Raw genomic sequence first — 23,980 nt, 5'->3', positions numbered from 1 at the left:
CAAACGAGCATCCATCCAGGGGAGGGCTGCCAGGGAAGGCTTCTGCTTTATCGGCCTGCCCCGGCTCGCTCTAAGATTCAGAGCAATAAATAATAGTTACGGCGTAATCGCGATAACGCGCAACGGGCTGCCCGAGCCGTTCAAAATCTTGAGCGGGGCCGCGATCACAAGCGCACCAGTAGGTGGGAGCTGTTCCAGATTGATCAGGCTAGTAAGGCCAAACTTGCCGGCTCCGTGCATAAACGTATGGTTAGGGAAAGGCGGATCAAAGCCACCGGCCTGTCCGGCATCCGTGCCCACCGTTTCTACGCCCACGCCAAGCACATCGCGTGAATTGGCAAGAAATTGTGAGCAGGCGCGCGCAAAGCCGGGCGAATGTGCGCCATCGTCCTGATTATTAAGAAACTCCTCCTTTGTCTTGCGCTGGCTCCAACCCGTGCGCAGGAGCACCCAGGCTCCCGCCGGAATGCGCCCATATTGGCCCTCCCAATGCTCAACGCGTTCAATTGTCAGCAGAAAATCAGGATTTTGCTCCACATCGGCTGTCACGTCAATTACGCAGGCTGGACCAATAAACTTGCGCGGTAGAATCGTATCAGTCGCGTTGTTGGGTAAATCCTTGCCGGTAATCCAGTGGATGGGCGCATCAAAGTGCGTACCTGTATGCTCACCAAGGTGAATAATGTTCCAGTACCAGGCGGGACCGCGACAATCGTAGCGGGAGATCTCGCTGAGGCTTAGACCTGGCGATTGGGCGAAATTGGGCGGTAGGTCGATAACTGGTGTGTCGGGGCCGAGCGTCGTGGTAAGATCGATGATCTTGAGTTGGCCCGCGTCCAGGGCTTGCAGGAGCTCAGCTAATACACGCGTACCAGGATTCTCCATATCTTGCCTGCCTTTCAAATGTGTGACGGGACAAAAAATAGAAGGGGCTTTTCTCTTTCTACTATATACCATACCCAACCTGGCTCTTTCCAGCGTCCTGTATAGTATCCCGATCTTCCCAGCGTGAGGCGAGAGGAAGCGAGCGGGCTGAGCAGCATCAGGCCCGAGCCCCGTATGCCGGTAGAGGCTGGTAGTTTCTTGATGCAGTCACCTTCGAGCCGAGTACTATGGCCGAGATTCGGCTCGACGTAGCAAGACCTCATTTGTTAATATATTTGCAACACAATTGTAACAAGATTGCTAAAGCTATGAGACAACCCTAAGACAATCCTATTGTATGCTTATTCATAGGCAAAGGTGAGGTTCTGCAAGGAAGCTTACCGACAAAGGGTCTGCCTATCCTGGATAGAGGGTTACCTAGTTCGCAAGACAGGCCCTTAGCCTAAGCTTAGGGACACGGATCGTGCTCTCCCGTGTCCCGCCAGCCCACAGAACCAGATGAGTTGACAACTTTGTAAATAATATTGAGTATATATTCATAGCAATAGTAAATAGATATCACAAGAGGAATAGGCATGTTATATGATCTCTTAAAAAGATGCGTCAGCATTTTCTTTAATCTTCTTAATAAATTGATGGGAGGGAAATTGCCGCCCTTTGGAAGCGCCTGTGCGGTAGTAGAAGAGAATGGGCATTACCTGGTTGTGGAGTTGCCGGGCAAGCGGGTAGTTTTTCCAGGTGGTTTTATGAATTGGCGCGAATCTCCGCAGCAGACGGCGCAGCGAGAAGGCAAAGAAGAGACAGGCCTGGAGCTGGCTGTAGGCGATTTGATCAATCATTATTCGTGTGCAAGCGATCACGTAACAAATATGAGCACGCTAAGCTTTGCCTATAGTGCAAAAGTCGTCGGAGGGGCCCTGAGAAAGAACATGGAAGGGCAACCGCTCTGGCTTACCGAGAAAGAGCTACGCATGCGGCTGCGCGGTCATTCCCGTCTCGTGCTGGAAGACTATTTGCGCTATCGCAATAGCAAGCAGGAAAAGATAGCCTTACTTGCTAAAGTCAAGACGCTCACCTTTGTCTCATAAGATACACTCTCCCGCTTCATCGTCACAGCGGAAGGACCGGTTGGAAGCTGCACCAACCGGTCCTTTCTCTATAATTACACAAAGAGGGGAAGCTGAAAAACGCGACGGCTCTGAAAGATGTGTTATGATTATTCAGCCTTTTCAAGTGGGGCGAGATCTTGTGAACTACCTGACGCTTTTAGCCAATCCTGGAAAATCTGCGTAAGGTCGGCGCACAAACATATGACAAGAAAGTGGAGAGGAGACAACAGCATGCAGAAAAGTGAAACAGCCAACCTCGTTTGGAAGCCAGGCATGACAAGCCATCTCTGCCCGATCTGTCAGCCGCGAAGTTCGCATGCCTACAAACCAGATTTTGGAAATTTTAGCGAGAGCGTGGAGGCGGCCCGCCCGCGTTTATTGCGCCTGGCGGGACTGAACGGGATCGAGCTTGATGAAGTCGAAGATGTAGTGCAGGAAACCTTGCTGGAGGCATGGCGGCACCTGGAAAATCTGCGCGAACCGGGACGCTTCTCGTCTTGGCTCGATGGAGTCTGCCGCAACGTCTGCAAGCGCCATCTCCGTACACGAATGGCCTCATTACAAACGAGCCATCTTGACACGTCTGAAGACGAAATCGAGCCTTCAGTGCTCGATCTCCCAGATCCCTTTGCCATCGATCCAGCTGAAGAACTAGAGCGCCTGGATAGACAAGCGCTGCTCGATCGTGCTTTAGGGCATCTTGAGACGAGCACGCGCGAAATGATCGAACTCTGTTACCTGGCTGAAATACCTCAGCGCGAGGTTGCAGAGCGGCTGGATATGAGCATAGGGGCGCTGGAATTGAGGTTACACCGAGCGCGCCGCCAACTGCGTCGAGTCTTGTATGGGGAACTGCATGAGGATGCGCGGGCATTTGGGTTAAGGCTTCATGAGGACGAAGCGATGGGCTGGCAGGAAACTCGTCATTGGTGCTGGCTCTGCGGGAAGCAGCGTCTACATGCAACGTTTGAACGTCAGCCTTCCGGCCCCAGGGCCTTCCGCTTGCGCTGTCCAGTCTGCTCACCGCGCTATACTATCGACATGTTTCATACAGGTGAAATGTCCCATATTGGCGCAATGCCCTCCTTTGAGCGTGTCGGCATGATGCGCTCGTTCCGCCCCGCCTTCAAACTAACATTGCTGGATGCTGCAGAATTCTCAGAGCACGTTTTCGGTAAGCAACTGTGTTCCATCTGTCAATCTCCTGTTCAGATAGACCTGCTCGATCATAACGCACCTGAAGGCGCGAGCGGCATTGACGATGTATACCCGCCAGGCATCTATGCACGAATAACCTGTGCCAACTGTGGAACCGGTGTTTTTGAGTGGATCACTGTGATGTTGAGGCATGAGCGGGTGCGCGCCTTTTTGCTGGAGCACCCGCGTATGCTCTTCCTGCCAAGCGTGATGGATACCTATGCGGGGCAGGAGGCCGTGCGCTCGCGCCTGCTCGATCTTGCAAGTGGTGAGCGGCTTACGATCATGACTCACCCGCGTACCTTCCAGACAATGGCGATCCTTTTGGCAGCGTAAGGGTGGCGAGGCTCCATAAAAAAAGTTGCGTAAGGACAAACCAAAGAAGCGCGACGAGAGAGCAAAGAGGAAAGTATACCTTCCCTACTGAAGTGATTGACCTCTATCAAATTTAAGAGGAGAAAATAGTATGTTTTTTGACTTTGCTCATTGGCAGGCGCGGCTTGACGAACTGCGCGCCACTCACCACGTGCCGGGCGCATCCCTGGCGGTACTCGCCGGGGGAACCCTTCACGAACTGGTCAGTGGAGTGCTGAACCGGAGGACCGGCGTAGAGGTGACGCCAGCTTCGGTGTTCCAGGTTGGTTCGATCACCAAGATCCATACCGCTACCTTGATCATGCAACTGGCCGCGTCAGGAGCACTGGAACTTGACGCGAAAGTTAAGGATGTGATGCCAGAGTTTGCAACTGCTGATCCTGAAGCTACAAGAACGATTACCATCCGACAGTTGCTCAGCCATACCAGCGGCCTGGCCTGCGACTTCACCTACGACACTGGTCGCGGCGACGACTGTCTCGCACGGTACGTTGAGGCCATCAAGCATGTACCTCTGGATAGCCCACCTGGAACGTTTTCCTATTGTAGTGTGGGATACAGCGTGCTGGGCCGCCTCATCGAGGTACTGACCGGTCAGACCTGGGACGCGGCTCTCAAGGATCGTTTGTGTGATCCGCTCGGACTCGCGAGCACGGTGACGCTGCCCGAGGATGTGCTGCGCTTCCGGGCAGCGATAGGGCACCTGGGAGAGCCGGGACATGAGCCGGAGCCGGTCCCGATGTGGAATCCTTTGCCGCGTTCCTCTGGTCCGTATGGCGGTGTCCTGTGTGCAACGGCCTCCGATATCGCACGCTTGGCCCGGATGCACCTCGACGGTGGTACGGCGCCAGATGGGACCCGTGTGCTAACCACCGAAGCCGTCGCCGCAATGCAGAAGCGTGAGGTTAGCACACCGGACAGGTGGACCTTTAGTTCCGACTGGTGGGGTCTGGGCTGGGCACTCTACGACTGGAATGGTATCCCTGGGTTCGGACACGATGGGGCCACTGTTGGACAGTACGGATATCTGCGCGTAGTGCCGGAGTCAGGCGTCATCCTCGTCTTGCTGATGAATGGCGGAGGCGCATCTCAGCTCTGCTCGGCGCTCTTTCGAGAGCTGCTTGATGAACTAGCTGGAGTTAAGATGCGGCCTGACTTTGGACCAGCACAACAGCTGCCAGGAGTGGATATCGCTCCCTTCATTGGCACCTACAAGCGTGAAGGCGTCATCACTACCATCACCAGGCGCGCCGGTAAACCACATCTGATGTATGAGTTTGTTGATGGTATGAAAGGCTTCTCTCCACCGCTTGAAGTGGACCTCGTGCCAGTTTCGGAGACGGCCTTCGCCGCGCCAGGTAATGGTCGCTTCAACGAAAACTGGCTGCCTGTCGCATTCTCCACTCTCCCAGATGGGCGCAAATGCGTCTATATCGGCTTGCGAGTTGCACTGAAGATAGCGTAATGCTATCTTTAGCATATATCTCAATTTGTATCTAGCCACCAAAAATACACGATAGGCCTCCCAGGAGATCAGCTATGCCGCTTCAAGAACTGCCACCGGACGTGCTGAAGATGCTCGCAAAATATGCAGCCTCTCCGCGCTTAGTTGCTCACTTGACAATCGTGCATGATGTAGCCATCACACTACTTGAGCAGATAGATGCTAGCTGGCCTTTGCTCCACTATGAACGGGAAAGCGTTCTGATTGGAGCCGCAACGCATGACGTGGGGAAAACTGTGTATCCTGACGAGCTGATCGGCCCTGGTTCTCAACATGAAGAAATTGGGCCGCAGCTCCTTCGGGAAAGTGGTTTTCCTGAAAATCATGCACGTTTTGCCCACACGCACGGCCAATGGGAGCGAGAAGCAGCGGTACAATTGGAAGATATCCTGGTCGCCTTCGCTGATACAATCTGGAAAGGCAAGCGAAACGAAGCGCTAGAACAAGCGCTTGCTCTACAAATTGCTGAGCAGTGCCAGCAAGAAGTCTGGGAGGTGTATATGAAGCTTGACGATATTGCCTGCGAACTGGCAAAAGAGGCTCACGAGCGTATCATCTGGCAAGGGAAATATCAGCTCTAAACTGACAAGAGGAACATTGAAGACATAGCTTTGCTGTTCCTCCTGCTCATTGGACGCTTGCTTGAAGACATAGCGGCCCGTATCATAAACGCGTAGAAACAAAGCCCTTTACTGGTGGTTTGCGCGCATCTCCTGCAGACGGCGCTTAAACTGGAAGCGATTCTCCAATAGTGGCAAATCCATATGGAACGTCTTTGGGCCAATCGCCTCAACCTTCGAAACAATCGTCGTAAGCGTCTGGCTGGCCAGCGCCTCAGTCACGCTAGCTTTGAGCGCATCGGGCGTGTTTGCCACGATCACGCGTGGGATACCCGAGGCGCGGGCAATCCCGGCCAGATCGGTACCCGTCGAGGTCGCGGTAGGAAAGCCGCCGACCGAAAGCAAGCTCTCATTGTCAAAGACAATATGCAGCAAATTGCCGGGTTTGTAACGCGCCAGAGTACTGAGCGTGCCAAGATTCATCAACAAGGAGCCATCCCCATCAATCACCACAACTTGCTCCTGTGGAATGGATAGCGCGATTCCCAGGCCCATAGACGAAGCCAGACCCATGGCATGCTCAAGATAAAAGAAGTTGGCACGATGTCCCAGCATATAAAGCTCCACGGCCACAGCTCCCATAATCGTCACCACAATGCGCTCTTTCAATTCGGGATAGATAGCTTCTAAAGCATCGGCACGTAACATAGCTTAATCCTCCCACATCAATTCGCGTGATAGTAAGACGGCCACGGGATGCAACGAAGCTAGCGCTAACGTCTGGGCATCCTTGAGTCGGCGCTGGATATCGGCAGGATTGGTAAGATGCCAGATGGGAATGTTTAAGGCGCGTAGAATGGGCTCGGTCGTCAGGCCACCTTGCGTCTGCCAGGGGTCCTTTTCGCCCATATGCCCACGGTAGCTAATCAGCATAAGCAAGGGAATCTTATACAGCAGGGCCAGAGAAACTATGGGATTGATCGCCGCCAGAAAGCCATGATTTTGCATGAGAAGAGCCGAGTTTACGCCGGCCAGGTGCGCACCGGCCGAAATACCAATCGCTTCCTCCTCTTTGGCGATACGCACAAGCGTCATCTCCGGGTCGGCGTCTGCCAGGCGTATCAAATGCACAAGCCAGGTTTCGGGGAGCGCGGAAATAAGTTTGATGTCGCAGGCTTTCAGAGCATCATAAATTAACTGGGAGTTAGTGACAGAGACAGGCATAATAAATAATCCTCCGTTCCCTTCTCGACTCGCGTGAAATTACTGAAAGTAAGTATAACATAGCCTCCTGGATCGTAGCCTATATGCTTGATCTGAGAAGTGAGGCTTCTCTACCGTAAAAGGCCGGAGAGGCCCATGCCCTCAACAGACAGCATCGGGACGCGCAGAAATCTCCGCCTCGGACGGGTTTCGGTACACAGCAAATTTGGCGAAAACTCAGGTTATTTACTAGATAATCATATTTATTTATTTAAGTGGCCGACTGGCTCGTTATAAGTATTGGGATGGCCAAATATGTGGATATTGCCGATATGGTAAATTTGTTCTAGGATATTGTTGACAACCGTCCTGATTCGGTGTACTATTGACATGCACCCTGTTAGAACAAAATTTCGAACAAACAAAAAAATAAGAGAGGACGGTAACCGGTGTGGGTCAGAATTCTATCCGGCGCTCGCCGCAGGCTTCCTTAAAGCAGCAACATAGTAGCGATATTTTTGATGCTGAATTCGATGATATGTGGCCTGCTCGTATGCCCAGTAGTACACGTCGCTATCGCGGTGATGTCAAGACAGAAGTTGGTCGTTCGCGACCAGATGTCCAACCACTAACGCTAAGCGATACGCGCTCACTCCCCACGCGGCGTAAAAATGCTATACCCCCTCGTCGAACTGCCAGTATAGCGAAGAACCAGGCGCGAAAGCCACAGCCCGTGGATACAGAAGAGATTTTCCCTAAGCTCAATTTGCGGTCCTTGAAGAACCGCAGCCCACGTTTCCACTGGCTCTTCTATTGCGGCATGGCGCTGCTCGTCATGATGTTGGGATGGGTTGTATTGAGCATGGTAACTAACTGGTGGCAGGTGACGCAAGACGATTGGCATTATGGCCGTCCTCGCACGTTTCAGACCGACGCCGTGGTAGGCCACGCTGACTCGGCGCAAAATCCTAGCCACTTCATTGCTATCAACTTGAACCGACATGTAGAGGTTATCGAGTTCCCAGGCGGCGATGCCTCGAAAGCTAAGATATACCTTGGTCCTGTTTTGCTGGGCCAGAACCAGGATCTTACTGTAGTGACGCTTTCTTTCAAAGATGTCAATGGCGACGGCAAGCCAGATATGATCGTGAATGTGCAGGATAGCCGCTTTATTTTCATTAACGATAATGGAGCATTTCGGCCCGAACGCTCTGGCGAAAATTTACAAATCTAATAGTAAGCTTAGCCATAACAAGGAACACCCAGTAGTTTCCTGATGAGCATTACATAGTGTGGGATGCGGGGAACAAGGCCCCGCATCTCTGAATGTTAGATCAGACCTTTCTCGACGCACAATTCTGCGTTAAGAACGGAGCCGCCTGCCGCGCCACGGATCGTGTTATGGCCCAGAACCACAAACTTATGGGTCAGGATGGAGCAGCTGCGCAGCCGCCCGAGCGTAACACTCATGCCATCGCCAGCATCGCGATCACGCAAGGTTTGGGGCCGATCGACCTCATGCCGGTAAATCAGCGCATGCTCGGGAGCGCTGGGCAACTTGAGCTGCTGAGATTCCGGAACATAGTTTTCCCAGGTCGCGATAACTTCTTCGGGACTGGCATCTTTCTCAAGGGCGATGCTCACACATTCCAGATGACCTTCACGCGTTGGCACGCGATTGCAGTGAGCGCTTACCACGATGGGCGCATCGACAAAGCCTTGCCCTTCTTGCCAGGCGCCTAGCATTTTGCGCGTCTCAATCTCTAGCTTCTCTTCTTCTGTGGCAATGTAGGGAATCACATTATCAAGAATATCGTAGGCAGGCAGGCCAGGATAACCGGCTCCAGAGATAGCTTGCATCGTAGTAACCAGAACTTTGCTCAGGCCAAAGGCTTTCTGTAATGGCTTGAGAGCCATTACCAGCGGCGTGGCACAGCAATTTGCATTGGTGATAATGCTGCCAGACCAGCCTCGCTGCTTGCGCTGCTGAATGATGGCCGAGGCGTGATCGGCGTTGACTTCGGGGATAAGCAGCGGAACATCGGCGCCCATGCGGTGATTCTTGGCATTGCTAAAGACTGCAACCCCTGCGCGCGCAAAGGCCAGCTCAATATCGCCGGCAATATCACCTGGCAGCGCCGAGAAGACAATTTTCACATCGGGTAGAGCCTCGGGACGGCAGGCGACCACGGGTAGAGATGCGACAGAAGCTGGCATCTCGCTATCAGGTATGCGCCAGCGCGCCGCCTCAGCATAAGGACGTCCGCCGTGGTGGTCCGAGGCCGCCAATCCGGCCAGCTTAAACCATGGGTGATCGTGTAAGAGCTCGATGAAGCGCTGACCAACCATGCCCGTTGCTCCCAGAACCGCGACAGGTATCTTAGATTGTAACTGTGGACACATAGTCTTTCCTTTTCGTATGTGGAGAACTTAAAGCGCTTTGTGCCGCTTTTCCTTCGCCTGGTGGCGGACAAGCGGGATGACAGGCGCAATCAGATCGCGATGCAGGCAACGCAGCGCGCGCTCGCTATCTTGATTCTCAACGATCAAGGTAATGCTCTGCTCAGAAGCGCCCTGCGTAACGATTGGAATGCGCTCGCGCGCCAGGGCGGTTACTGCTCTGGCCGGGCTCATTGGATCGGCAGTAAAGCCGGAGCCAATGCAAGCGCAGGCCGCCAGGTCACGCCGGCTACGGACGGCCCAGGTACCCAGCGTGCCCATATCGTGCTGTAAAAGATCGATGATCGAGTCAGCAGCTTGTTCCTCGATAACAAAGGAGAGATGGTGCCCAGACGATGAACAAATAGCCACGGGAGCAGCCCCCACACGTGCAGCCAGCGCAAAGACCTGCCCGGCGTTTTCTGGTGCGCCGAACATATCGGTATTCTCCACGGTAATCAGGGCTAAATTGCGCCGAATCGTAATCGCCGTAGCGCTGCTTTGCGTGTGCTCTACAGGTCCCACAGATGTACCCCGGATATGTGGGCGGAAAGTATTGCGCACGCGCACTGGAATGCCACGATGGGCAATGGGAATGAGCGTGCGTGGATGTAAGACCTTGGCGCCAAACCAGGAGAGGCGCGCCGCCTCAGCGTAAGAGAGATGGGGCAAAAGACGTGCATTGGCCACAAGACGTGGATCGGCAGTCAGTATCCCGTCAACGTCTGTATATATGGAGACCTCAACGCAGTCAAGCGCGGCCCCAATGACCGAGGCCGAATAGTCAGAGCCATTGCGTCCGAGGGTCGTTACATAGCCCGTGATCGTACGGCCCATAAAACCCGCAGCAATAGGCACAACCTCGCGCTCAATCAGAGGCACAATCAGCTTTTGGGCGCTGGCTCGCGTCTCTTCCTGCAAGGGATCGGCTCCCACCACCACGCCAAAGGGCTGCGCGGGATCTGTTCTGGGATGGCTGGTAATAATCACTTCCTGGCGCACCGGCTCAGCCTGTGTGCCCGTTGCGCAAACTGCAGCGGCAACCAGCAGGACCGAAAGGCGTTCGCCCCAGGAGGCAACGGCCGCCGTTGGTAACGTAATATCGGCTCCCTGCTCTGCAGCCTGGCTGAGGGCAGTAACATCCTGCTTCAGTCCGACCAGGGCCGCTTCGACGTCCCCAGACAATTTAGCGCGGGTCTCACTTTGCCTGGCGATCTGCTCGACAGCAGCAAAGTGCTTTTGTTGCAGGCTCTCCAGCTCCTCTGCACAGGCGTCATACTCGCCCGAACAGGTGTAGCGCGCGATCCGCAAGAGCTGGTCTGTGATGCCTGACATCGCCGAGACAACAATGACAGGGAAAGGCTCATTGCCAGTTTTGAAGGCCTGGAAGTTATTAGTAATGATCTGTGCTACACGTTGTATACGTTCGCCACTGCCAACTGAAGTTCCCCCAAACTTTAAAACACTAACAGCATGTTTCATAAGTTAACACCCATAGTAACCGAACGAGCGCGCGAAATCGCACCCTTTAAACGCAATAACGGATTGAGATGACTGCAACGGCACCAGCACTCCGTTTTCAATCTTTTTGCATATTATACAGGATGTGTAAACTCTTCAAAAGTTCATACATTAGTCGTATCGACGATGGCAGCCTTCAAGGCTTGATCCAGATCTTCGATCAGGTCTTCGACAGTTTCCACGCCGACCGAGAGGCGAATAAAGTCAGGAGTCACGCCTGACTGAAGCTGCTCGTCGGGGGACAGCTGAGCATGAGTCGTGCTGGCAGGGTGAATAATCAGTGATTTTGCATCACCAATGTTGGCAAGGTGTGAAAAGAGCTCAATATGGCGAATGAGCTGCTTACCGGCTTCCAGGCCACCTTTGATGCCAAAGCCAAGGATGGCTCCATAGCCATGTGTATGGTATTTTGCAGCGTTTTCATGCTGCGGATGGCTCTTTAAGCCGGGGTAGCTGACCCAGCTCACGGCCGGATGCTCTTCAAGAAACTCGGCGATGCGTAGCGCATTCTGGCTATGGCGCTCCATACGCAGGGGCAGCGTTTCCAGGCCCTGCAAAAGCAGCCAGGCGTTGAAAGGCGAGATGGCCGCACCAAGGTCGCGCATCAGCTGTACGCGGGCCTTAAGAATGTAGGCAAGCGGACCAAAGGCCTCGACGTAGCGCAGGCCATGATAGGAATCATCGGGCTCAGCAAATTCGGGGAAGCGCCCGCTGGCTAACCAGTCAAACTTGCCACCATCGACGATAACGCCGCCGATAGAGGTGCCGTGGCCGCCGATAAACTTGGTGGCTGAATGAATAACGATGTCTGCTCCGTGCTTCAAAGGCTGTACCAGATAGGAAGTGGGCATAGTATTATCAATAATGAGTGGGAGGCCATGCTCATGGGCAATAGTAGCTACGGCGCTAATATCGAGAGTGTCGAGGCGCGGGTTGCCTACGGTTTCGGCGTACAGGGCTTTGGTGCGCTCATTAATGGCGGCGCGGAAGTTCTCGGGCTCGCGGCTATCCACAAAGTGAACTTTGATTCCCAGCTTTTTCAGTGTGTGGTGCAGGAGATTATAGGTGCCGCCGTACAGGCTAGCCGAGGCCACAATCTCATCGCCGGCGCCGGCTATATTGAGAATGGCCAGGGTCTCAGCTGCCTGGCCCGAAGCTGTAGCCAGCGCACCAACGCCACCTTCAAGAGCCGCCACACGGCGCTCAAAGGCATCCTGCGTTGGATTCATAATGCGCGTATAAATGTTGCCGAACTGATTGAGCGCGAAAAGATTTGCCGCGTGCTCGGGGCTATCGAAGACATAGGATGTCGTCTGGTAGATGGGAACAGCGCGTGCCCCCGTTGCGCTGTCCGCTGTTTCCTGGCCCGCGTGTAAAGAAAGTGTTTCAAAGCCATAACTACGATTGCTATTTAATGCCATGAGAAATGTTACTCCTTGGAAAAATTACTATGCCCTATCTCGTAATAATTTATAGCTCTATCTGAGCCAACGCATCGGTCATTTGAGACCATTCTTTGAGGAAGGCATCATGACCATGAGGCGAATCAAGCTCTACATATTTTGCATTGCCACCAAGCAGATGTACTTTATTGGCTAACCAGCGCACATGAGCGGCCGAGAAGAGAAAATCAGAGCGAATACCGACAAAAAGTGCCTTGCTGCGTATGCGGCTCAAGGCCGCCTCTATCGAAGGATAATCCTCACTTACATCATAGAGATCCATGGCCCGCGTCATATAGAGATAACTGTTGGCATCGAAGCGCCTGGCTAAGGTTGTGCCCTGGTGGAACAGATAATTTTCCACATCGAAGCGACCGCCAAGATCAGGGTTGAGGGTTGGCGACGATGCCGCCTCGCGGCTGGTAGGTTTGCGCGAGAAGCGCATCTCCATGGCCTCTTCGCTCTGATAGGTAATCATGGCCAGCATGCGTGCGATGGCCAGACCGGAATCGGGTCCCTGTTCGGGAGCATAATCGCCGCACTGCCAGCGCGGATCGACCATGATAGCCTGGCGCTGCACTTCGTTAAAGGCTACCCCCTGTGCGGTAAGCGCGGCCGAGGCTGCAATGACAACCACCTTATCGATCATTTCAGGATAGGAGACGGCCCATTCTAAGGCCTGCTGTCCGCCAATGGAGCCTCCTGCAACCATGGCCAGATGTCGAATGCCCAGATGTTCGATCAGTTTGTGCTGAGCATGTACCATATCGCGAATCGTTATCACAGGAAAGCGCATACCATAGGGGCGTCCAGTGCGAGGGTCCGTAGATGAGGGGCCAGTACTGCCATAGCAGCTGCCCACCACATTGGAACAAATTACAAAATAGCGCGTGGTGTCGAAGTAGCGACCAGGGCCGATCAAGGGATTCCACCAGCCCATTTTACAATCGTCTGGGTAGAACACATCGTGAGCATGCGCACTTCCTGTCAGCGCATGGGTAATCAGGATAGCATTCGTTCCCTCCGCGTTAAGGGTTCCCCACGTCTCATAGGCCAGCGTGACGGGGCTCAGATCGCCACCGCGTTGCAGGGGCAGATGATCGAACGTGTAGGTGAGTACTTGATTTAACAAGTCCGGTTGGGGAAAGACCCTGACTGAACGCTCCAATTGTATCACCATTGCACACTCCTTCCTGAAAAAGGTAACAAAAAAACCCTCACCCTGATCAGGGGCGAGGGGTAAACGTATTCGCGGTACCACCCTGGTTTGTTGCGGCCTCACGGCTCAGCAACCTTGGGAAGTGTTACTCTAAAGAGCACGGAATAAAAGGATAATAATAAGACCTGTTTGTGAGTAACACTTCTGGCCGATAACGCGGCCTTGCGGCTCAGCCTACTTACCCGGAGGGTGTTTCAGCTTGCAACTTAGAGGCCATTTTCAATGCTGATACGGCGCTGACTTCTCATCCTCGTCAGCTCTCTGTAGCCGCTCAGGGCATTTACTCTTCCTCTTCAACGCTTTGATGATTTAGATTGTAAAGTACACTTTCATAACGCAGGGCAATAAAAAAACCCCTGATCTCAGGGGCCTTGCGACTTCGCTTGTACCCCTCATCTTGCGAATAATATACTCGCCGGAATTGGCACCCTGTTTGCAACTATGCAAACGGGTTGCCGGGCTTCATCGGGCCGTTTCCCTCCACCTCTCTTGATGAGAGCAGTTTGTTGCTGCGTTTATTTGGTTGTAAATAATACAAGTGTTTTATGCTATAAGTAAGTATAGCTAAGGCAGGGCCTATATGTCAAGAGGTTGCAACTTATTAAATTGTACATTTTCGATTTTGGTCCAGGGTAAAAGCGCCCTGGACCACTCTCCGGCAGCTTAAGCGAGCCGTTCAATAATCATGGCATTGGCCAGGCCGCCGCCCTCGCACATAGTCTGTAAGCCATAGCGTGCTCCTCGGCGCTCCAACTCGTGCAAAAGCATGGCTGTAATGCGCGCGCCCGAGGCGCCCAGGGGATGGCCGATGGCAATCGCTCCGCCATTGACATTCACTTTTTGCAGATCGGCCCCGGTCTCATGCTGCCAGGCCAGCACAACGCTGGCAAAGGCTTCGTTAATCTCGATCAAGTCCATTTGCGCAAGGCTGAGGCCAGCTTTGGCCAGCACTTTATGCGTGGCGGGGATTGGCGCGGTAAGCATGTAGATGGGATCATCGCCGGCCACGGCAAAGGCGCTAAAGCGTGCGCGCGGCTTGAGGCCCAGGCGCAGAGCTGTGGCGCGCTCCATAATAAGGGTTGCCGCCGCCCCATCGCTGATTTGTGAAGAGCTGCCGGCCGTAATCAAGCCATCGGGCCTGAAGGAAGGCTTTAAGCTTGCAAGTTTTTCCAGGCTGGTATCCGGGCGAATGCCTTCATCATGCTCGAAGAGTGTACTTGTGCCATCTTCATTTGTTACCGGGACCGGCACGATCTGCGAGGCAAAATAGCCCTCTGCTGTGGCCTTGGCTGCGCGGCGATGGCTCTCCAGGCTAAAGGCATCTAGCCTGTCTCGGCTCAGCTCCCACTTCTTGGCGATCAGCTCTGCGCTAAGGCCCTGCGGGATAAGCTTATGCTCATAGCGCTCTTGCATGCGGGGACCGAAGGGAGCTCCGGGACCCTGGGCGTTTGAGCCCATCGGGACGCGGGTCATCGATTCGACGCCTCCGGCAATCACTATATCATATGCGCCACTGAGCACTCCCTGGGCCGCAAAGTGAATGGCCTGCTGGCTAGAGCCGCACTGGCGATCAACAGTCGTGCCCGGAACGGATTCGGGGAAGCCGGCGGCAAGGACTGCATTGCGGGCCAGATTAAGGCTCTGCTCGCCGGCCTGGCTGACGCAGCCAACAATTACATCGTCAATCAGCGCTGGATCAATCTTGCTCCGTTTGAGCAGATCTTCAAGCACGTAGGCCATGAGGTCCACGGGGTGCCAGTCTTTAAGACGGCCGTTGCGCCGACCGATAGGCGTGCGAATCGCTTCTACGATGACAGCTTCTCTTTGTGTCTGTGGAGTATTCTGAGTGGCCATGAATTCCCTCCTGGAACTGCGCCGAATACGTTGCCTACTAAAGCGCTTAGCTGAAAGAAATGCCTGTTAGAGCCTATGAAAAACGTTGTAGACTTTGCTTCGGATTTCTATCTCTCGGCATTGAGAGCTTGTTTACAACTATCTGTATATCAATTAGTTAGCCACATCCGCTGCAGGTTGTCGAATTTCTAGCGATTCCCCGCTTGCTCGTGAGCTGTTTTCTCGCCCGCCAAGGCCTCCAGCTGTCAAGATGTGATAAGGTTTTTCCTGCAAGGAACCCGGCAGATCAGGGCCGCATGATCAGGCAAGTAGTCGTGCCATGGGCATAAAGTTTGCCGTTGGCATCGAAAACCCGACCCTCGGCGGTAGCAATGCGGCCGCCCAGATGCAGCACTTTGCCTTCTCCATAAACGACTCCCGTGGAGCGGGTAAGCGCCCTGACAAGATTCACTTTCAATTCCAGCGTCGTATAGCTTACATTGGCTGGCAGGGCTACATGGACAGCACATCCCATGGCCGAATCGAGGAGCGTTGCGGCAAGACCTCCATGCACGACGCCAAGCGGATTATAATGATACTCGGCTGGCTCGACCGCAAAGACGATGCGCTCTTCGTTTACTTCCGAGATCCACACGCCCATAAGCTCCATCATTGGCGGCGGAGGCAGTTGTCCGCTCTTAACTGCTTGCATATATTGCAGGCCGCTGAGCTCTCTACCTTGCTGTAATACAGGGAGGGGATCTTGCCAGGTTATGGTGCGTGTACGTTGGTTCTCGGGCAGGTGTGTCATGCGGGATGTTCCTTTCCTCGGCTATGCTTAAGTGAGCTGCAGGGAGTGCAGATAGCGCGTGAGATGCTGAATGGCCTGGTCCATATAGCGCATGTCGGCGTGCAATTTGCTGAGCATAATGGCGCCTTCAAGAGTGGCAATCAGGACGCTTGCCACTTCCTCCGCATCGCTCTCCGGCTTGATCTCCTGGCGCTCAATGCCGCTTTGCACTGTGCGCGTAATGAACTTTCTCCAATCTGCACTGGCTTTTTGAGCACGTTCGCGCAAGACAGGATTGGTGTCATCGGCCTCTATTGCGGTATTTAATAGCGGGCAGCCTCCTTGCAGAAGGGGCTCTTCGAGCAGGCTTTGGAAGATGCTCAATACAGCCATCAGACGCTCAATGGCCTCTTGCCGATTCCGGAGCAGCTCTTTGAAGCGCGCACGAACCAGATTACTGGAGAAATCGAAGGCCTCCACAGCCAGGGCCTCTTTGCTGCCAAAATGGTTGTAAATGCCGCCCTTAGTGAGCCCGGTCGCGCGCGTAAGTGTATCCATAGAGGTGCCAGCATAGCCTGAAAGACTGAATACCTGGGCTGCTCTGGCCAGGATAGCCTGGCGCGTTTGCTCTCCTTTATGCATTTCCTTTTCTCCTAAAATACCGACCAGTCGGTTCTATTTTAGCTGAAAGGAGATATCTTTGTCAAGGGAAGGAAAAGGAGAAGAAAAAAAGTATCCCCTGGAAAGCTCCAGGGGATAACTCGTCCAAACAGGACTACCAGCCTCGTTGCTGTTGTTGCTGATAGGCATAGCTCGGCTGGCCGAACATGACGCGCCCATATTTCGGATGGCGCTGTCCGAAGAGCAGGTACATAAAAGGTCCTACAAACGGAATGGCCCAGACGATAAGCAGCCAGAGGATTGTCCCAATAGGTGAGTGATCATCTTCAAAGATCCAGACTGTCTCAATGATATGGCCAATTAAAGGCAAGAAAACAATTACCAGAAACAGTAACGAATTTGCAAGACAACCTCTATTTCCTGACATGTGATTATCTCCTTAATATATGTGCATCACTTGTGAATCTTTATGTAATATTTTAAAGTCTCTAACGAGCTATAAACTTGTTCAATGCATAGGTACCTCACTGCTATCTGACTATTATACGTAGAACTGTGGCTGTTTGTTGCAAATGTCTGGCAATTTTTTGTGACTTACAAAGATTGCTTGCCTATAAGCCCGACTACTGCGGCAGCTAATAGCTATTGGTAAACTGTACGGTGAAGTGAAAGGTTAGCCCTTGATCTGTCATACTCTCGGCCCAAATCTTGCCGCCATGCATTTGAATAATCCCGTGTATTAAGGCGAGGTCCGGCTCTGCATTTTCGGGATAGAGCATCGCTTGATCGGCAATTTCTGTCGAAACGACGGCGCTAAGATTGCGCATGCTGACGTGAATTACGTTGCCCTCCACAGTGCTGCTTATATGAACCTCGCCTCCTTGAGGCGTGTAGCGCGCTGTATTGTGCAGCAGGCCGAGCATCGCTGTGGTGAGCTTATCTTTATCGCCGCGAAAGATCGGTAGGGCGTTAGCGAGCTGCAAGCGAAACTGGCAGCTGGGCATAAGCGAGCGCGTATGGCTTACCAGTTCGGCCAGGACGGCATTCAGATCGAGCCATTCGAGAGAGAGCTGCAGGGGTTCTTTCTGCCTATGCTGTAGCTCGAAGACCGAGCCGATCAGGCCGCTGAGATGTTTGCTATCAAGGCAAATATCGGTTGCCAGTTCCTTTATTTCCGGGCTACTGAGCTCATGATTGCAGAGCAACTCGCTATAGTTCTGCATACCGATGAGTGTCGCCTGAACCTCATGCTCCAGGATTGAGGATACGTTTTGTTGGATGTGCTGCATATGTTCAAGTTCTTGTTGTACAGCGTGAAGCTTAAGTTGCTGCTGGGAGATGGTGTGCTGGGCCTTCTCATATTCAATGAGCAGGGCGGCAACGCGCGCTGTGGCCTGTACGGCGATCTGCTCTTGCGCGCTGAGATGCGGCTGTATGCTGCCGTAGTCGAGCAGTAAGATGCCGCTCAGCTGGCCTGCAGCGGCTACGGGGACGATGATCTGAAAGGAAAGCTGTTCGCCGCAGGCCGGGAGAGCTTTGGCCAGCGCTAAGCTCTCTCCAGCATTCAGGCGAGCCACGAGCTGTGGATCACCGAACAAGTTGCTTAAGCGTAAGGTCTGTAAAGCGTTGCGTAAATTCCGGGCGTGAGCAGCAGAAGTTCCTAGCGTAAGCAGTGGCCGCAACAGTTCGTCTGGTCTTTCCAGTGCCGCCAGACCAAGGCGCTGGCAGCCGAGAAGATGACAGCATTGCTCAGCCTGCTTCTGTTGAAGCTGTGGGTCAGGCTGCTCTTGAGCTGCTGAGGCCATTTGCGGTGTCTGCCCTAACAGGGTCTGGGCCCCTATTTCCGCCAAGGCCAGGATCGCTTCGAGGGCCTGTTGCATACGCTGTTCCTGATTGTGGAGGGTCGTAAAATCGTGAAGAATAGTGTAGACCTGATGTGGCCTCTCTACATTTGCCTGGAAACGTGGCACGGAACTTACCGTGAACCAGCGATAGGCATTCTCCTGCTGATTAAACATGCCAATGATCGTGCCTGAGACGGGCTGGCCGGTGCGCAGGGCACTCAGCGTAGGGTGCAGATCGGCGGGAAAGGGCGAGCCGTTTTCCTGTAGAGGCCGCCAGAGCGGATCAAGCAAGGTTCTGCCGCGCATGGCCTCTAGCTTCATGCCCAGGAGATATTCGGCTGCCGCGTTAGCCTGGATGATCTGTCCATCGGCATCCTGGCAGACAATGCCCTGATCAAGGCTTTCAAACAGCGTATGGTAGTAGCTTTCATCCCCTCTAGCTAGCTGGCTTTGACCGATGGCCGTAACAAGACGAACCTGCTTGGGCTGGCTCTCTGGCTGTATATAGTTATGCTGAGTGTCGTCGCTGGGCATAAGCTCCTCCTCTGCCTGGAATATTTTATCGCGATGTGCGCTCTAGAGAGCGCTAGTTACTGCTTGCTTAAAGGCACAAACTCGACGGCATCGACCCCAAGCTCTTCACCATCTTCGCCAGTAGCATTGCTGACCATAACGCGTCCATGGTGACCCTTCTTGAGGTAGTAGGTGCCAAGGCTGACCCATTGAGCCCCAGTGTTGACTGTCCCATAAGGGCTGCTGAAGGTACCGATGTGCGATTCGTCGAGATAGACTGTATGTTTGAGCTCGGTGTTCTGATGATGGGGATCTGTGCTGTAGATGGTACAGGGAACCCAGCTACTGCTTGCGTGATTGTCATCAACAAAGAAGCCGATTTCGTAGTAGCCGCTGGCTGGCAGATTTGGTTGCCAGGTAGCGCTTGCGCTGGGATCGTCGCTACTGGTTGCGGTCCAGTGCATCGCGCCCTTGATATCGCTCTGCGCGGTCTCGCGATTCCAATCCCCGTCGCTGCTCCAGCCATCATCCCCGTCGTCCACAAGAATAGCCCCCGGATAGATTGCTGAGCCATTGCCGCTAAGATTAGGCACAGAAGTACTGCTGCCGGGATCGGCTGCCCACAGATAATTGTCGGGCACAACATTTGGATCGGCGTACTGTCCAGTCCAGCCAAAGGGATCGGTGGCCTGCCAGTTGGGGAGATAGTAAGTCGACATATGCAGGTGAGGGCCGGTAGATGAGCCCGTGGTGCCGCTGGTCCCGATCTGCCATTGGGTGCCAACCTGATCGCCAACGGCAACAGTGATCTGGCTCAGGTGTCCATAGGCCGTAGCAAAGCCATTGCCATGATCGATGGCAACCCATAAGCCCAGGGCGTCATTGTGGTTGAGAGGATTGTACCAGCCGGCGCGAATGACCGTGCCGGGGGCAGCGCTCAGCACTGGTTCGAACCAGAGATTCAAATCGTAGCCGTTATGGCCGTCGTAGCAGTTGACGCCACCATCGCAGTTGTAGATAGAGTTGTCTTTCCATTGCTTGCCATCGTAGCGCACAAAAAGGCCGTCATTTTCGTACCAGGGCTTATCGTGATCTACATAAGAGACGGTGCGCTGGGAGATTGACTGCTTGCCATAATATGGGCGATGCAGAAATGGTGCCGGATGAAAGCTAGCCCTTGTGAGGGCGCCAGCCGTCGTCGATTTTTGCTCGACGAGGCTGTGCTGGCTGGCACTAACGATAAGCCAGCCACCGGCTATGCCCATCAGTAGAATTGCGCTGCTGATAAGAAGGAGATAGAACCCTGGTTTACGCATCTTTTTCCTCTTCCCTCGGCTAAGCAGATCGCCCTTTATTGCGTTGCGACGACGTGTTGCAGCGCGGGCGTGATAGGTGTGACGCTGGGTTTCATCTGTGAGCCGCTGATATGTGCCGACCAGTAACGCGGCGTTCCACCGACCACACGATTAGTCGGGTTAAGTGCCGTGAAAGTGATGCTGGCGCTATCGGCGGTCCAGGTTGGATTGATGTTCATTTGCTCCCCGGTCTGCTGGGGGCTGGCGACAAGCCAGGAATGTGCGCTGGCCACATCGACGACGCCTATAGAGCATTGCAGGGCCTGCGCCTGAGCATCGGCGTGCCTATCACCAGCATTGGCGCGTGCGACAAAGGCTATCTTACTGCTGTCTGGCGACCAGGACAACATGAAGCCATGGCCACCATCGGCCTCGGCAAGGTGACGTTGCTGCGCGCCCTGTTGATTCATTACCCAGATGCTGGCCGGCAAGAAAGGCGTGGCGCTGTCCGAAAGGCGCTCAAAAGCAATATTTTTCCCATCTGGCGACCAGGCAAAAAGGCCTACGATAGCCTGGGCTTCAGCGTGGTTCTGGAAAAGGCTAACGCGTCCGCTACCATCGCTGTTCATCTCAAAGATATCGCTGCCCTGCCCGAGCCCGGTCGTTGTCGAGTAGATGACATGCGCGCCGTCTGGGGAGGGCGCTGCATCGATAAGATTAACTGATGGAGTTCCAATATCGAGATTCTGATATGTTCCGCTTGCCGCATCTACCGTCCATAAGCCAGGATTCCAGCCCCTATTATCAAGGGAAAGGCCGGGACCCAGCGGTAGCACAGGGCGATAGAGAAAAGTGTGGCCATTGCCGCGTGGGAGCCAGTGCAGAAAATTGCCGCTGACATGAGCTGGCACAAGGCTGATTGTCTTGTGCTGGGTAGCATAGATCCAGACTTGATCGCCGTGGTCGCGGGTGCCGTTAATGGCCAGGTAATTGCCGTCCGGCGAGAGCTGCATAGATGTGACGTTATCTGCCGTAGAGAGACCAAAGCCATTGCCCAGAACTGCAATCGTTTGAGGCGCGCTGATGGGCTGCCCATTACTCCCGCGCAAAGCCTGAGCCAGCACAAAGCCCCTTGCATCTTTGAGTGTGTAATAGATGTAGCTCGGCGCCAGTTCTGTACTTGCCGTCTTAACCCGGGCCGACCTTTCAGGCGCAGCTGAATGCATAGAGACCCAGTATGCGACGGCCAGGCCTGCTCCACTTATCACTGTCAGTAATAGCAAAATGCTCACTACTCGTTTCATTGGACCTTTTATCCTTTAGCATGTCTTCGACCTTAGTATAGATAGTTGTACAATGCAACTGACGAGCCGCAGAAAACTTGACGATCTGGCTTCCATTTGGGGATGGCAAATTCTATGGAAAGGGAGTGTGCTCATTTGGGGCGAAGAAGGCTAGCCGGTGCAGACCTGTGAGAGGGCTGGCCAGAGAAATAGAGATGCGTGATAGTAAAGGAGTGGCTCAACCTTTTGAGCGCAGTTTAGCACGAATGTCGGAGCAGTCTAAATAGCCACAAGCCTGGCTGGCAGGGCCCAGCAGCCGTTTCCTGCCGGAGCAGGGCGACTCTGGCTTATATGTCCCTTACCAGTATGCTAGATTGCCAATGGAGATACGACTTGATCTGGCTTAACACGAAGGAAGCGTATAGCCTTTACGCTCCAAAAGGTGTTCAAACCAGAGCACAGGGGCAGGATTTTTCGATGAGGTCGCACTATCGGCAAGGAAGAAGTGCACATAGAGCGGTAAGGCTGACCCTATTTGCTCTAGCAAGTTATCGATCCGCTCCTCTGCCAGGTCCCATCTGTCTTTGAAGGCGCCAAGACGCCAGCTATTATAGGCTTCGTCATGCAATTGGATTAGCTCCAGAAGCATCGGATTGTGGATATAGCGCTCGGCAAACTTACGCGCGATATAGGCGTGATGGTTGGTGCCCATTTTGGGCTTGCTTTCGTCGACACGATATTTGAAAGTGTCGTGGATGAGGGCAATGAGCCGCAGATCGCGCCGCTCCTCTGCCGTCAAGCATTGCTGATCAAGGTTGGCCAGCACATCAGCTATGTGGAATTTGATAGCCCCTTCCAGGTGCCCGGCTCGTGGTTTTCCCCATACCACCCCTTTCTGCCATTCGGGATCAGCCGCAATAGTCTTTTCTAAAGCTGTTTCTAAACTAAAAGGTAGTTCCATGTTTTCTTCCATAAGGTAATGAGTGTTACGGTAAATTCTTACTTAATACACATTGTACACGATAGAGGCTGGAGAATGCGTCAGCATAGCTGATTAGATAAATCTAGTGGCGATCTTGAGCATGAGCTGGCGATAAATCTGCTCATAGCCACCTATAAACTTTACCACGCGTCCTCCCCAGCCACTTTTGAAGCGGTAGACCCCGGCCATCGCCTCATTGGGATCGTCAGTATCCGGAATGCCCCAGAAATCGTAGAGGTCAGCGCCTTGCTGTTTGGCCCAGCGTATGGCTTCCCACTGTAATAAGTAGTTGGGCATGAGCTGACGCTGCTCATTGCTTGATGCTCCATACATATAAGCCGCCTGCGACGCAAAGTGCCCTACAAAGATGCCGGCCAGCAATTGACCGTTGTGTTCGGCTAAGAGCACGCGCAGCGCATTTTGCGCTTTGAAGAGGCGCCACATGTCCACATAATAAGCGAAGGTGTGGATGCCAAACTTATCGCGTGTACCGGTGACCTGGAGCAGATTGTACCAGGCCTCTAGATCTTCGATGGTTTCTGCTTCCCGTATGCTAACTCCTTTGCGCGCGGCCAGGCGTATGTTGTAGCGCCACTTCTCCTTCATCTGCGCCAGGAGCGTCTCTTCTGTGGGTGCCAGATCCAGGCTGATCGTCCGCAGCGGCTGAACAGGATGGATGGGGTGAGCTTGCGCGCTGGCCAGGTACTTCACAGCCAGATCTGCTGCTGCTGTTCCGGCCTCAAGTCCCGGCTCCATGCGCAGCGTAATCGCTCCTTGTCTGCGTATATAGGCTGATAGTTGAGGTAGGAACTGGGCACAGACCTCAGGCTGTGACCAATCCAGCACGGGGCCTTTGGGAATATAGGCAAGGTGGCCAGATCGGAGAGGAATATGAGGAGCCGTACGCCGCAGCACCTGGGCCGCAGCAACTATGCGCTGTTGCCGATCCCGCAGGGCCAGTCTGAGAGGATGCCAGCCATAACGGGCCTTGAGCTCACCCCAGGCCCAGCTTTGTAACATGTGGCCATGGCAATGCCCGGCCATAAAGCTATCCCACTGCTCACGCTGCTCCGTGGGTACAGGCTGCAATACATAGTCTTGATGATGAGACGACATAAAATCGGCTACCTCTTACTTCATGAGATCGAAAAGCGGGCCGGCGCATCGCTTACATGCTCTTCCATAAGGCCCAGAATTTCAGAGTATAGTATAGCATGCTGTGGCTCTGGCGGGTCGGGTTTCTTCTGTCCAGGACGCAAACAAGAAAAAGATCCTATCCTGAGGTTATAGTGAGACTATTAGGGGAGTAGAGACGTGTCGAAAAGTGAACTCCTTCATTGAACTTTAGCAACCTTTCGAGCATAC

General features: G+C 53.6%; 21 protein-coding genes, 1 riboswitch and 1 other annotated feature. Of the genes, 5 read left to right on the top strand and 16 right to left on the bottom strand.

Annotated features, from left to right (window positions below):
- Nucleotides 1–96: 96 nt before the first annotated feature.
- Complete coding sequence (locus EPA93_RS26025) at nt 97–885, bottom strand: cyclase family protein (protein WP_129890307.1); 789 nt, start codon at nt 883–885, stop codon at nt 97–99.
- A gap of 575 nt (nt 886–1,460) precedes the next feature.
- On the opposite strand from EPA93_RS26025, the gene EPA93_RS26020 reads away from it, so the two are divergent.
- The 4 genes from EPA93_RS26020 to EPA93_RS26005 all read left to right on the top strand — a co-directional run bounded on the left by EPA93_RS26020 (nt 1,461) and on the right by EPA93_RS26005 (nt 5,651).
- Nucleotides 1,461–1,973, top strand: coding sequence for an NUDIX hydrolase (locus EPA93_RS26020; protein WP_129890306.1), 513 nt, complete (start codon nt 1,461–1,463; stop codon nt 1,971–1,973).
- 252 nt (nt 1,974–2,225) lie between these two features.
- Nucleotides 2,226–3,527, top strand: coding sequence for an RNA polymerase sigma factor (locus EPA93_RS26015; protein WP_165423393.1), 1,302 nt, complete (start codon nt 2,226–2,228; stop codon nt 3,525–3,527).
- Nucleotides 3,528–3,657: 130 nt separating this feature from the next.
- On the top strand, nt 3,658–5,031 hold the full coding sequence (locus EPA93_RS26010; RefSeq protein ID WP_129890304.1) for a serine hydrolase domain-containing protein: 1,374 nt from the start codon (nt 3,658–3,660) through the stop codon (nt 5,029–5,031).
- Between the two features lie 74 nt (nt 5,032–5,105).
- Nucleotides 5,106–5,651, top strand: a complete 546-nt coding sequence (locus EPA93_RS26005; protein ID WP_129890303.1) for an HD domain-containing protein — start codon at nt 5,106–5,108, stop codon at nt 5,649–5,651.
- Nucleotides 5,652–5,759: 108 nt separating this feature from the next.
- On the opposite strand, the gene EPA93_RS26000 is transcribed toward EPA93_RS26005, so the two are convergent.
- Both EPA93_RS26000 and EPA93_RS25995 read right to left on the bottom strand, forming a co-directional pair.
- Complete coding sequence (locus EPA93_RS26000; RefSeq protein ID WP_129890302.1) at nt 5,760–6,338, bottom strand: thiamine pyrophosphate-dependent enzyme; 579 nt, start codon at nt 6,336–6,338, stop codon at nt 5,760–5,762.
- A gap of 3 nt (nt 6,339–6,341) precedes the next feature.
- The gene (locus EPA93_RS25995; RefSeq protein ID WP_129890301.1) at nt 6,342–6,854 is read right to left on the bottom strand and encodes a thiamine pyrophosphate-binding protein; all 513 of its coding nucleotides are present in this window, start codon (nt 6,852–6,854) and stop codon (nt 6,342–6,344) included.
- Nucleotides 6,855–7,284: 430 nt separating this feature from the next.
- Between EPA93_RS25995 and EPA93_RS25990 the strand changes: the two genes are divergently transcribed.
- Nucleotides 7,285–8,067, top strand: a complete 783-nt coding sequence (locus EPA93_RS25990; RefSeq protein WP_129890300.1) for a VCBS repeat-containing protein — start codon at nt 7,285–7,287, stop codon at nt 8,065–8,067.
- 95 nt (nt 8,068–8,162) lie between these two features.
- Here the strand turns inward: EPA93_RS25990 and asd are convergent, their stop codons facing one another.
- From asd to EPA93_RS25925, 13 genes are all read right to left on the bottom strand, one after another.
- Entirely contained in the window at nt 8,163–9,236 is a 1,074-nt protein-coding gene (gene asd / locus EPA93_RS25985; protein WP_129890299.1) for an aspartate-semialdehyde dehydrogenase, read from the bottom strand.
- A 27-nt stretch (nt 9,237–9,263) separates the two neighbouring features.
- Nucleotides 9,264–10,754 carry an aspartate kinase gene (locus EPA93_RS25980; RefSeq protein WP_129890298.1) on the bottom strand — a complete coding sequence of 497 codons (1,491 nt, stop codon included), beginning with the start codon at nt 10,752–10,754 and terminating at the stop codon, nt 9,264–9,266.
- Between the two features lie 143 nt (nt 10,755–10,897).
- Nucleotides 10,898–12,214: a homocysteine synthase gene (locus tag EPA93_RS25975; RefSeq protein ID WP_129890297.1), complete on the bottom strand. Its 1,317-nt coding sequence runs from the start codon at nt 12,212–12,214 to the stop codon at nt 10,898–10,900.
- 49 nt (nt 12,215–12,263) lie between these two features.
- Entirely contained in the window at nt 12,264–13,415 is a 1,152-nt protein-coding gene (gene metX, locus EPA93_RS25970) for a homoserine O-acetyltransferase MetX (RefSeq protein ID WP_129890296.1), read from the bottom strand.
- Nucleotides 13,416–13,460: 45 nt separating this feature from the next.
- Nucleotides 13,461–13,760 (bottom strand) — a binding site (T-box leader).
- Nucleotides 13,761–13,843: 83 nt separating this feature from the next.
- Nucleotides 13,844–13,953: riboswitch (SAM riboswitch) on the bottom strand.
- Nucleotides 13,954–14,117: 164 nt separating this feature from the next.
- Nucleotides 14,118–15,308 carry a thiolase family protein gene (locus EPA93_RS25965; protein WP_129890295.1) on the bottom strand — a complete coding sequence of 397 codons (1,191 nt, stop codon included), beginning with the start codon at nt 15,306–15,308 and terminating at the stop codon, nt 14,118–14,120.
- A 286-nt stretch (nt 15,309–15,594) separates the two neighbouring features.
- The gene (locus EPA93_RS25960; RefSeq protein ID WP_129890294.1) at nt 15,595–16,098 is read right to left on the bottom strand and encodes a PaaI family thioesterase; all 504 of its coding nucleotides are present in this window, start codon (nt 16,096–16,098) and stop codon (nt 15,595–15,597) included.
- A gap of 27 nt (nt 16,099–16,125) precedes the next feature.
- Entirely contained in the window at nt 16,126–16,719 is a 594-nt protein-coding gene (locus tag EPA93_RS25955) for a TetR/AcrR family transcriptional regulator (RefSeq protein ID WP_129890293.1), read from the bottom strand.
- A 133-nt stretch (nt 16,720–16,852) separates the two neighbouring features.
- Nucleotides 16,853–17,125, bottom strand: a complete 273-nt coding sequence (locus EPA93_RS25950; RefSeq protein ID WP_129890292.1) for a PLDc N-terminal domain-containing protein — start codon at nt 17,123–17,125, stop codon at nt 16,853–16,855.
- Nucleotides 17,126–17,333: 208 nt separating this feature from the next.
- Nucleotides 17,334–19,076, bottom strand: a complete 1,743-nt coding sequence (locus EPA93_RS25945; RefSeq protein ID WP_129890291.1) for a PAS domain-containing protein — start codon at nt 19,074–19,076, stop codon at nt 17,334–17,336.
- 56 nt (nt 19,077–19,132) lie between these two features.
- Complete coding sequence (locus EPA93_RS25940; RefSeq protein WP_129890290.1) at nt 19,133–20,371, bottom strand: peptidoglycan DD-metalloendopeptidase family protein; 1,239 nt, start codon at nt 20,369–20,371, stop codon at nt 19,133–19,135.
- A 35-nt stretch (nt 20,372–20,406) separates the two neighbouring features.
- Nucleotides 20,407–21,654: a TolB family protein gene (locus EPA93_RS25935; protein ID WP_129890289.1), complete on the bottom strand. Its 1,248-nt coding sequence runs from the start codon at nt 21,652–21,654 to the stop codon at nt 20,407–20,409.
- 382 nt (nt 21,655–22,036) lie between these two features.
- Entirely contained in the window at nt 22,037–22,594 is a 558-nt protein-coding gene (locus EPA93_RS25930; RefSeq protein WP_129890288.1) for an HD domain-containing protein, read from the bottom strand.
- Between the two features lie 93 nt (nt 22,595–22,687).
- A complete protein-coding gene (locus EPA93_RS25925) occupies nt 22,688–23,731 on the bottom strand; it encodes a lipid II:glycine glycyltransferase FemX (protein ID WP_129890287.1) in 1,044 nt (347 codons plus the stop codon).
- Nucleotides 23,732–23,980 lie beyond the last annotated feature (249 nt).

Source organism: Ktedonosporobacter rubrisoli (assembly GCF_004208415.1).
In the GTDB taxonomy this organism is placed as follows: domain Bacteria; phylum Chloroflexota; class Ktedonobacteria; order Ktedonobacterales; family Ktedonobacteraceae; genus Ktedonosporobacter; species Ktedonosporobacter rubrisoli.
Note: the sequence above shows the minus strand (reverse complement) of the source record. Positions and strands in the feature narration are given on the sequence as shown.

Excerpts from the sequence above, each read along its gene's own strand:
- EPA93_RS25930 (WP_129890288.1), bottom strand. The coding sequence starts at position 22,594 with ATGGAACTACCTTTTAGTTTAGAAACAGCTTTAGAAAAGACTATTGCG.
- EPA93_RS26010 (WP_129890304.1), top strand. The coding sequence starts at position 3,658 with ATGTTTTTTGACTTTGCTCATTGGCAGGCGCGGCTTGACGAACTGCGC.
- EPA93_RS26005 (WP_129890303.1), top strand. The coding sequence starts at position 5,106 with ATGCCGCTTCAAGAACTGCCACCGGACGTGCTGAAGATGCTCGCAAAA.
- EPA93_RS26015 (WP_165423393.1), top strand. The coding sequence starts at position 2,226 with ATGCAGAAAAGTGAAACAGCCAACCTCGTTTGGAAGCCAGGCATGACA.
- EPA93_RS25945 (WP_129890291.1), bottom strand. The coding sequence starts at position 19,076 with ATGCCCAGCGACGACACTCAGCATAACTATATACAGCCAGAGAGCCAG.
- EPA93_RS25940 (WP_129890290.1), bottom strand. The coding sequence starts at position 20,371 with ATGCGTAAACCAGGGTTCTATCTCCTTCTTATCAGCAGCGCAATTCTA.
- EPA93_RS25960 (WP_129890294.1), bottom strand. The coding sequence starts at position 16,098 with ATGACACACCTGCCCGAGAACCAACGTACACGCACCATAACCTGGCAA.
- metX (WP_129890296.1), bottom strand. The coding sequence starts at position 13,415 with ATGGTGATACAATTGGAGCGTTCAGTCAGGGTCTTTCCCCAACCGGAC.
- EPA93_RS25925 (WP_129890287.1), bottom strand. The coding sequence starts at position 23,731 with ATGTCGTCTCATCATCAAGACTATGTATTGCAGCCTGTACCCACGGAG.
- EPA93_RS26020 (WP_129890306.1), top strand. The coding sequence starts at position 1,461 with ATGTTATATGATCTCTTAAAAAGATGCGTCAGCATTTTCTTTAATCTT.
- asd (WP_129890299.1), bottom strand. The coding sequence starts at position 9,236 with ATGTGTCCACAGTTACAATCTAAGATACCTGTCGCGGTTCTGGGAGCA.
- EPA93_RS25975 (WP_129890297.1), bottom strand. The coding sequence starts at position 12,214 with ATGGCATTAAATAGCAATCGTAGTTATGGCTTTGAAACACTTTCTTTA.
- EPA93_RS25935 (WP_129890289.1), bottom strand. The coding sequence starts at position 21,654 with ATGAAACGAGTAGTGAGCATTTTGCTATTACTGACAGTGATAAGTGGA.
- EPA93_RS25965 (WP_129890295.1), bottom strand. The coding sequence starts at position 15,308 with ATGGCCACTCAGAATACTCCACAGACACAAAGAGAAGCTGTCATCGTA.
- EPA93_RS25995 (WP_129890301.1), bottom strand. The coding sequence starts at position 6,854 with ATGCCTGTCTCTGTCACTAACTCCCAGTTAATTTATGATGCTCTGAAA.
- EPA93_RS26000 (WP_129890302.1), bottom strand. The coding sequence starts at position 6,338 with ATGTTACGTGCCGATGCTTTAGAAGCTATCTATCCCGAATTGAAAGAG.
- EPA93_RS25950 (WP_129890292.1), bottom strand. The coding sequence starts at position 17,125 with ATGTCAGGAAATAGAGGTTGTCTTGCAAATTCGTTACTGTTTCTGGTA.
- EPA93_RS25955 (WP_129890293.1), bottom strand. The coding sequence starts at position 16,719 with ATGCATAAAGGAGAGCAAACGCGCCAGGCTATCCTGGCCAGAGCAGCC.
- EPA93_RS26025 (WP_129890307.1), bottom strand. The coding sequence starts at position 885 with ATGGAGAATCCTGGTACGCGTGTATTAGCTGAGCTCCTGCAAGCCCTG.
- EPA93_RS25980 (WP_129890298.1), bottom strand. The coding sequence starts at position 10,754 with ATGAAACATGCTGTTAGTGTTTTAAAGTTTGGGGGAACTTCAGTTGGC.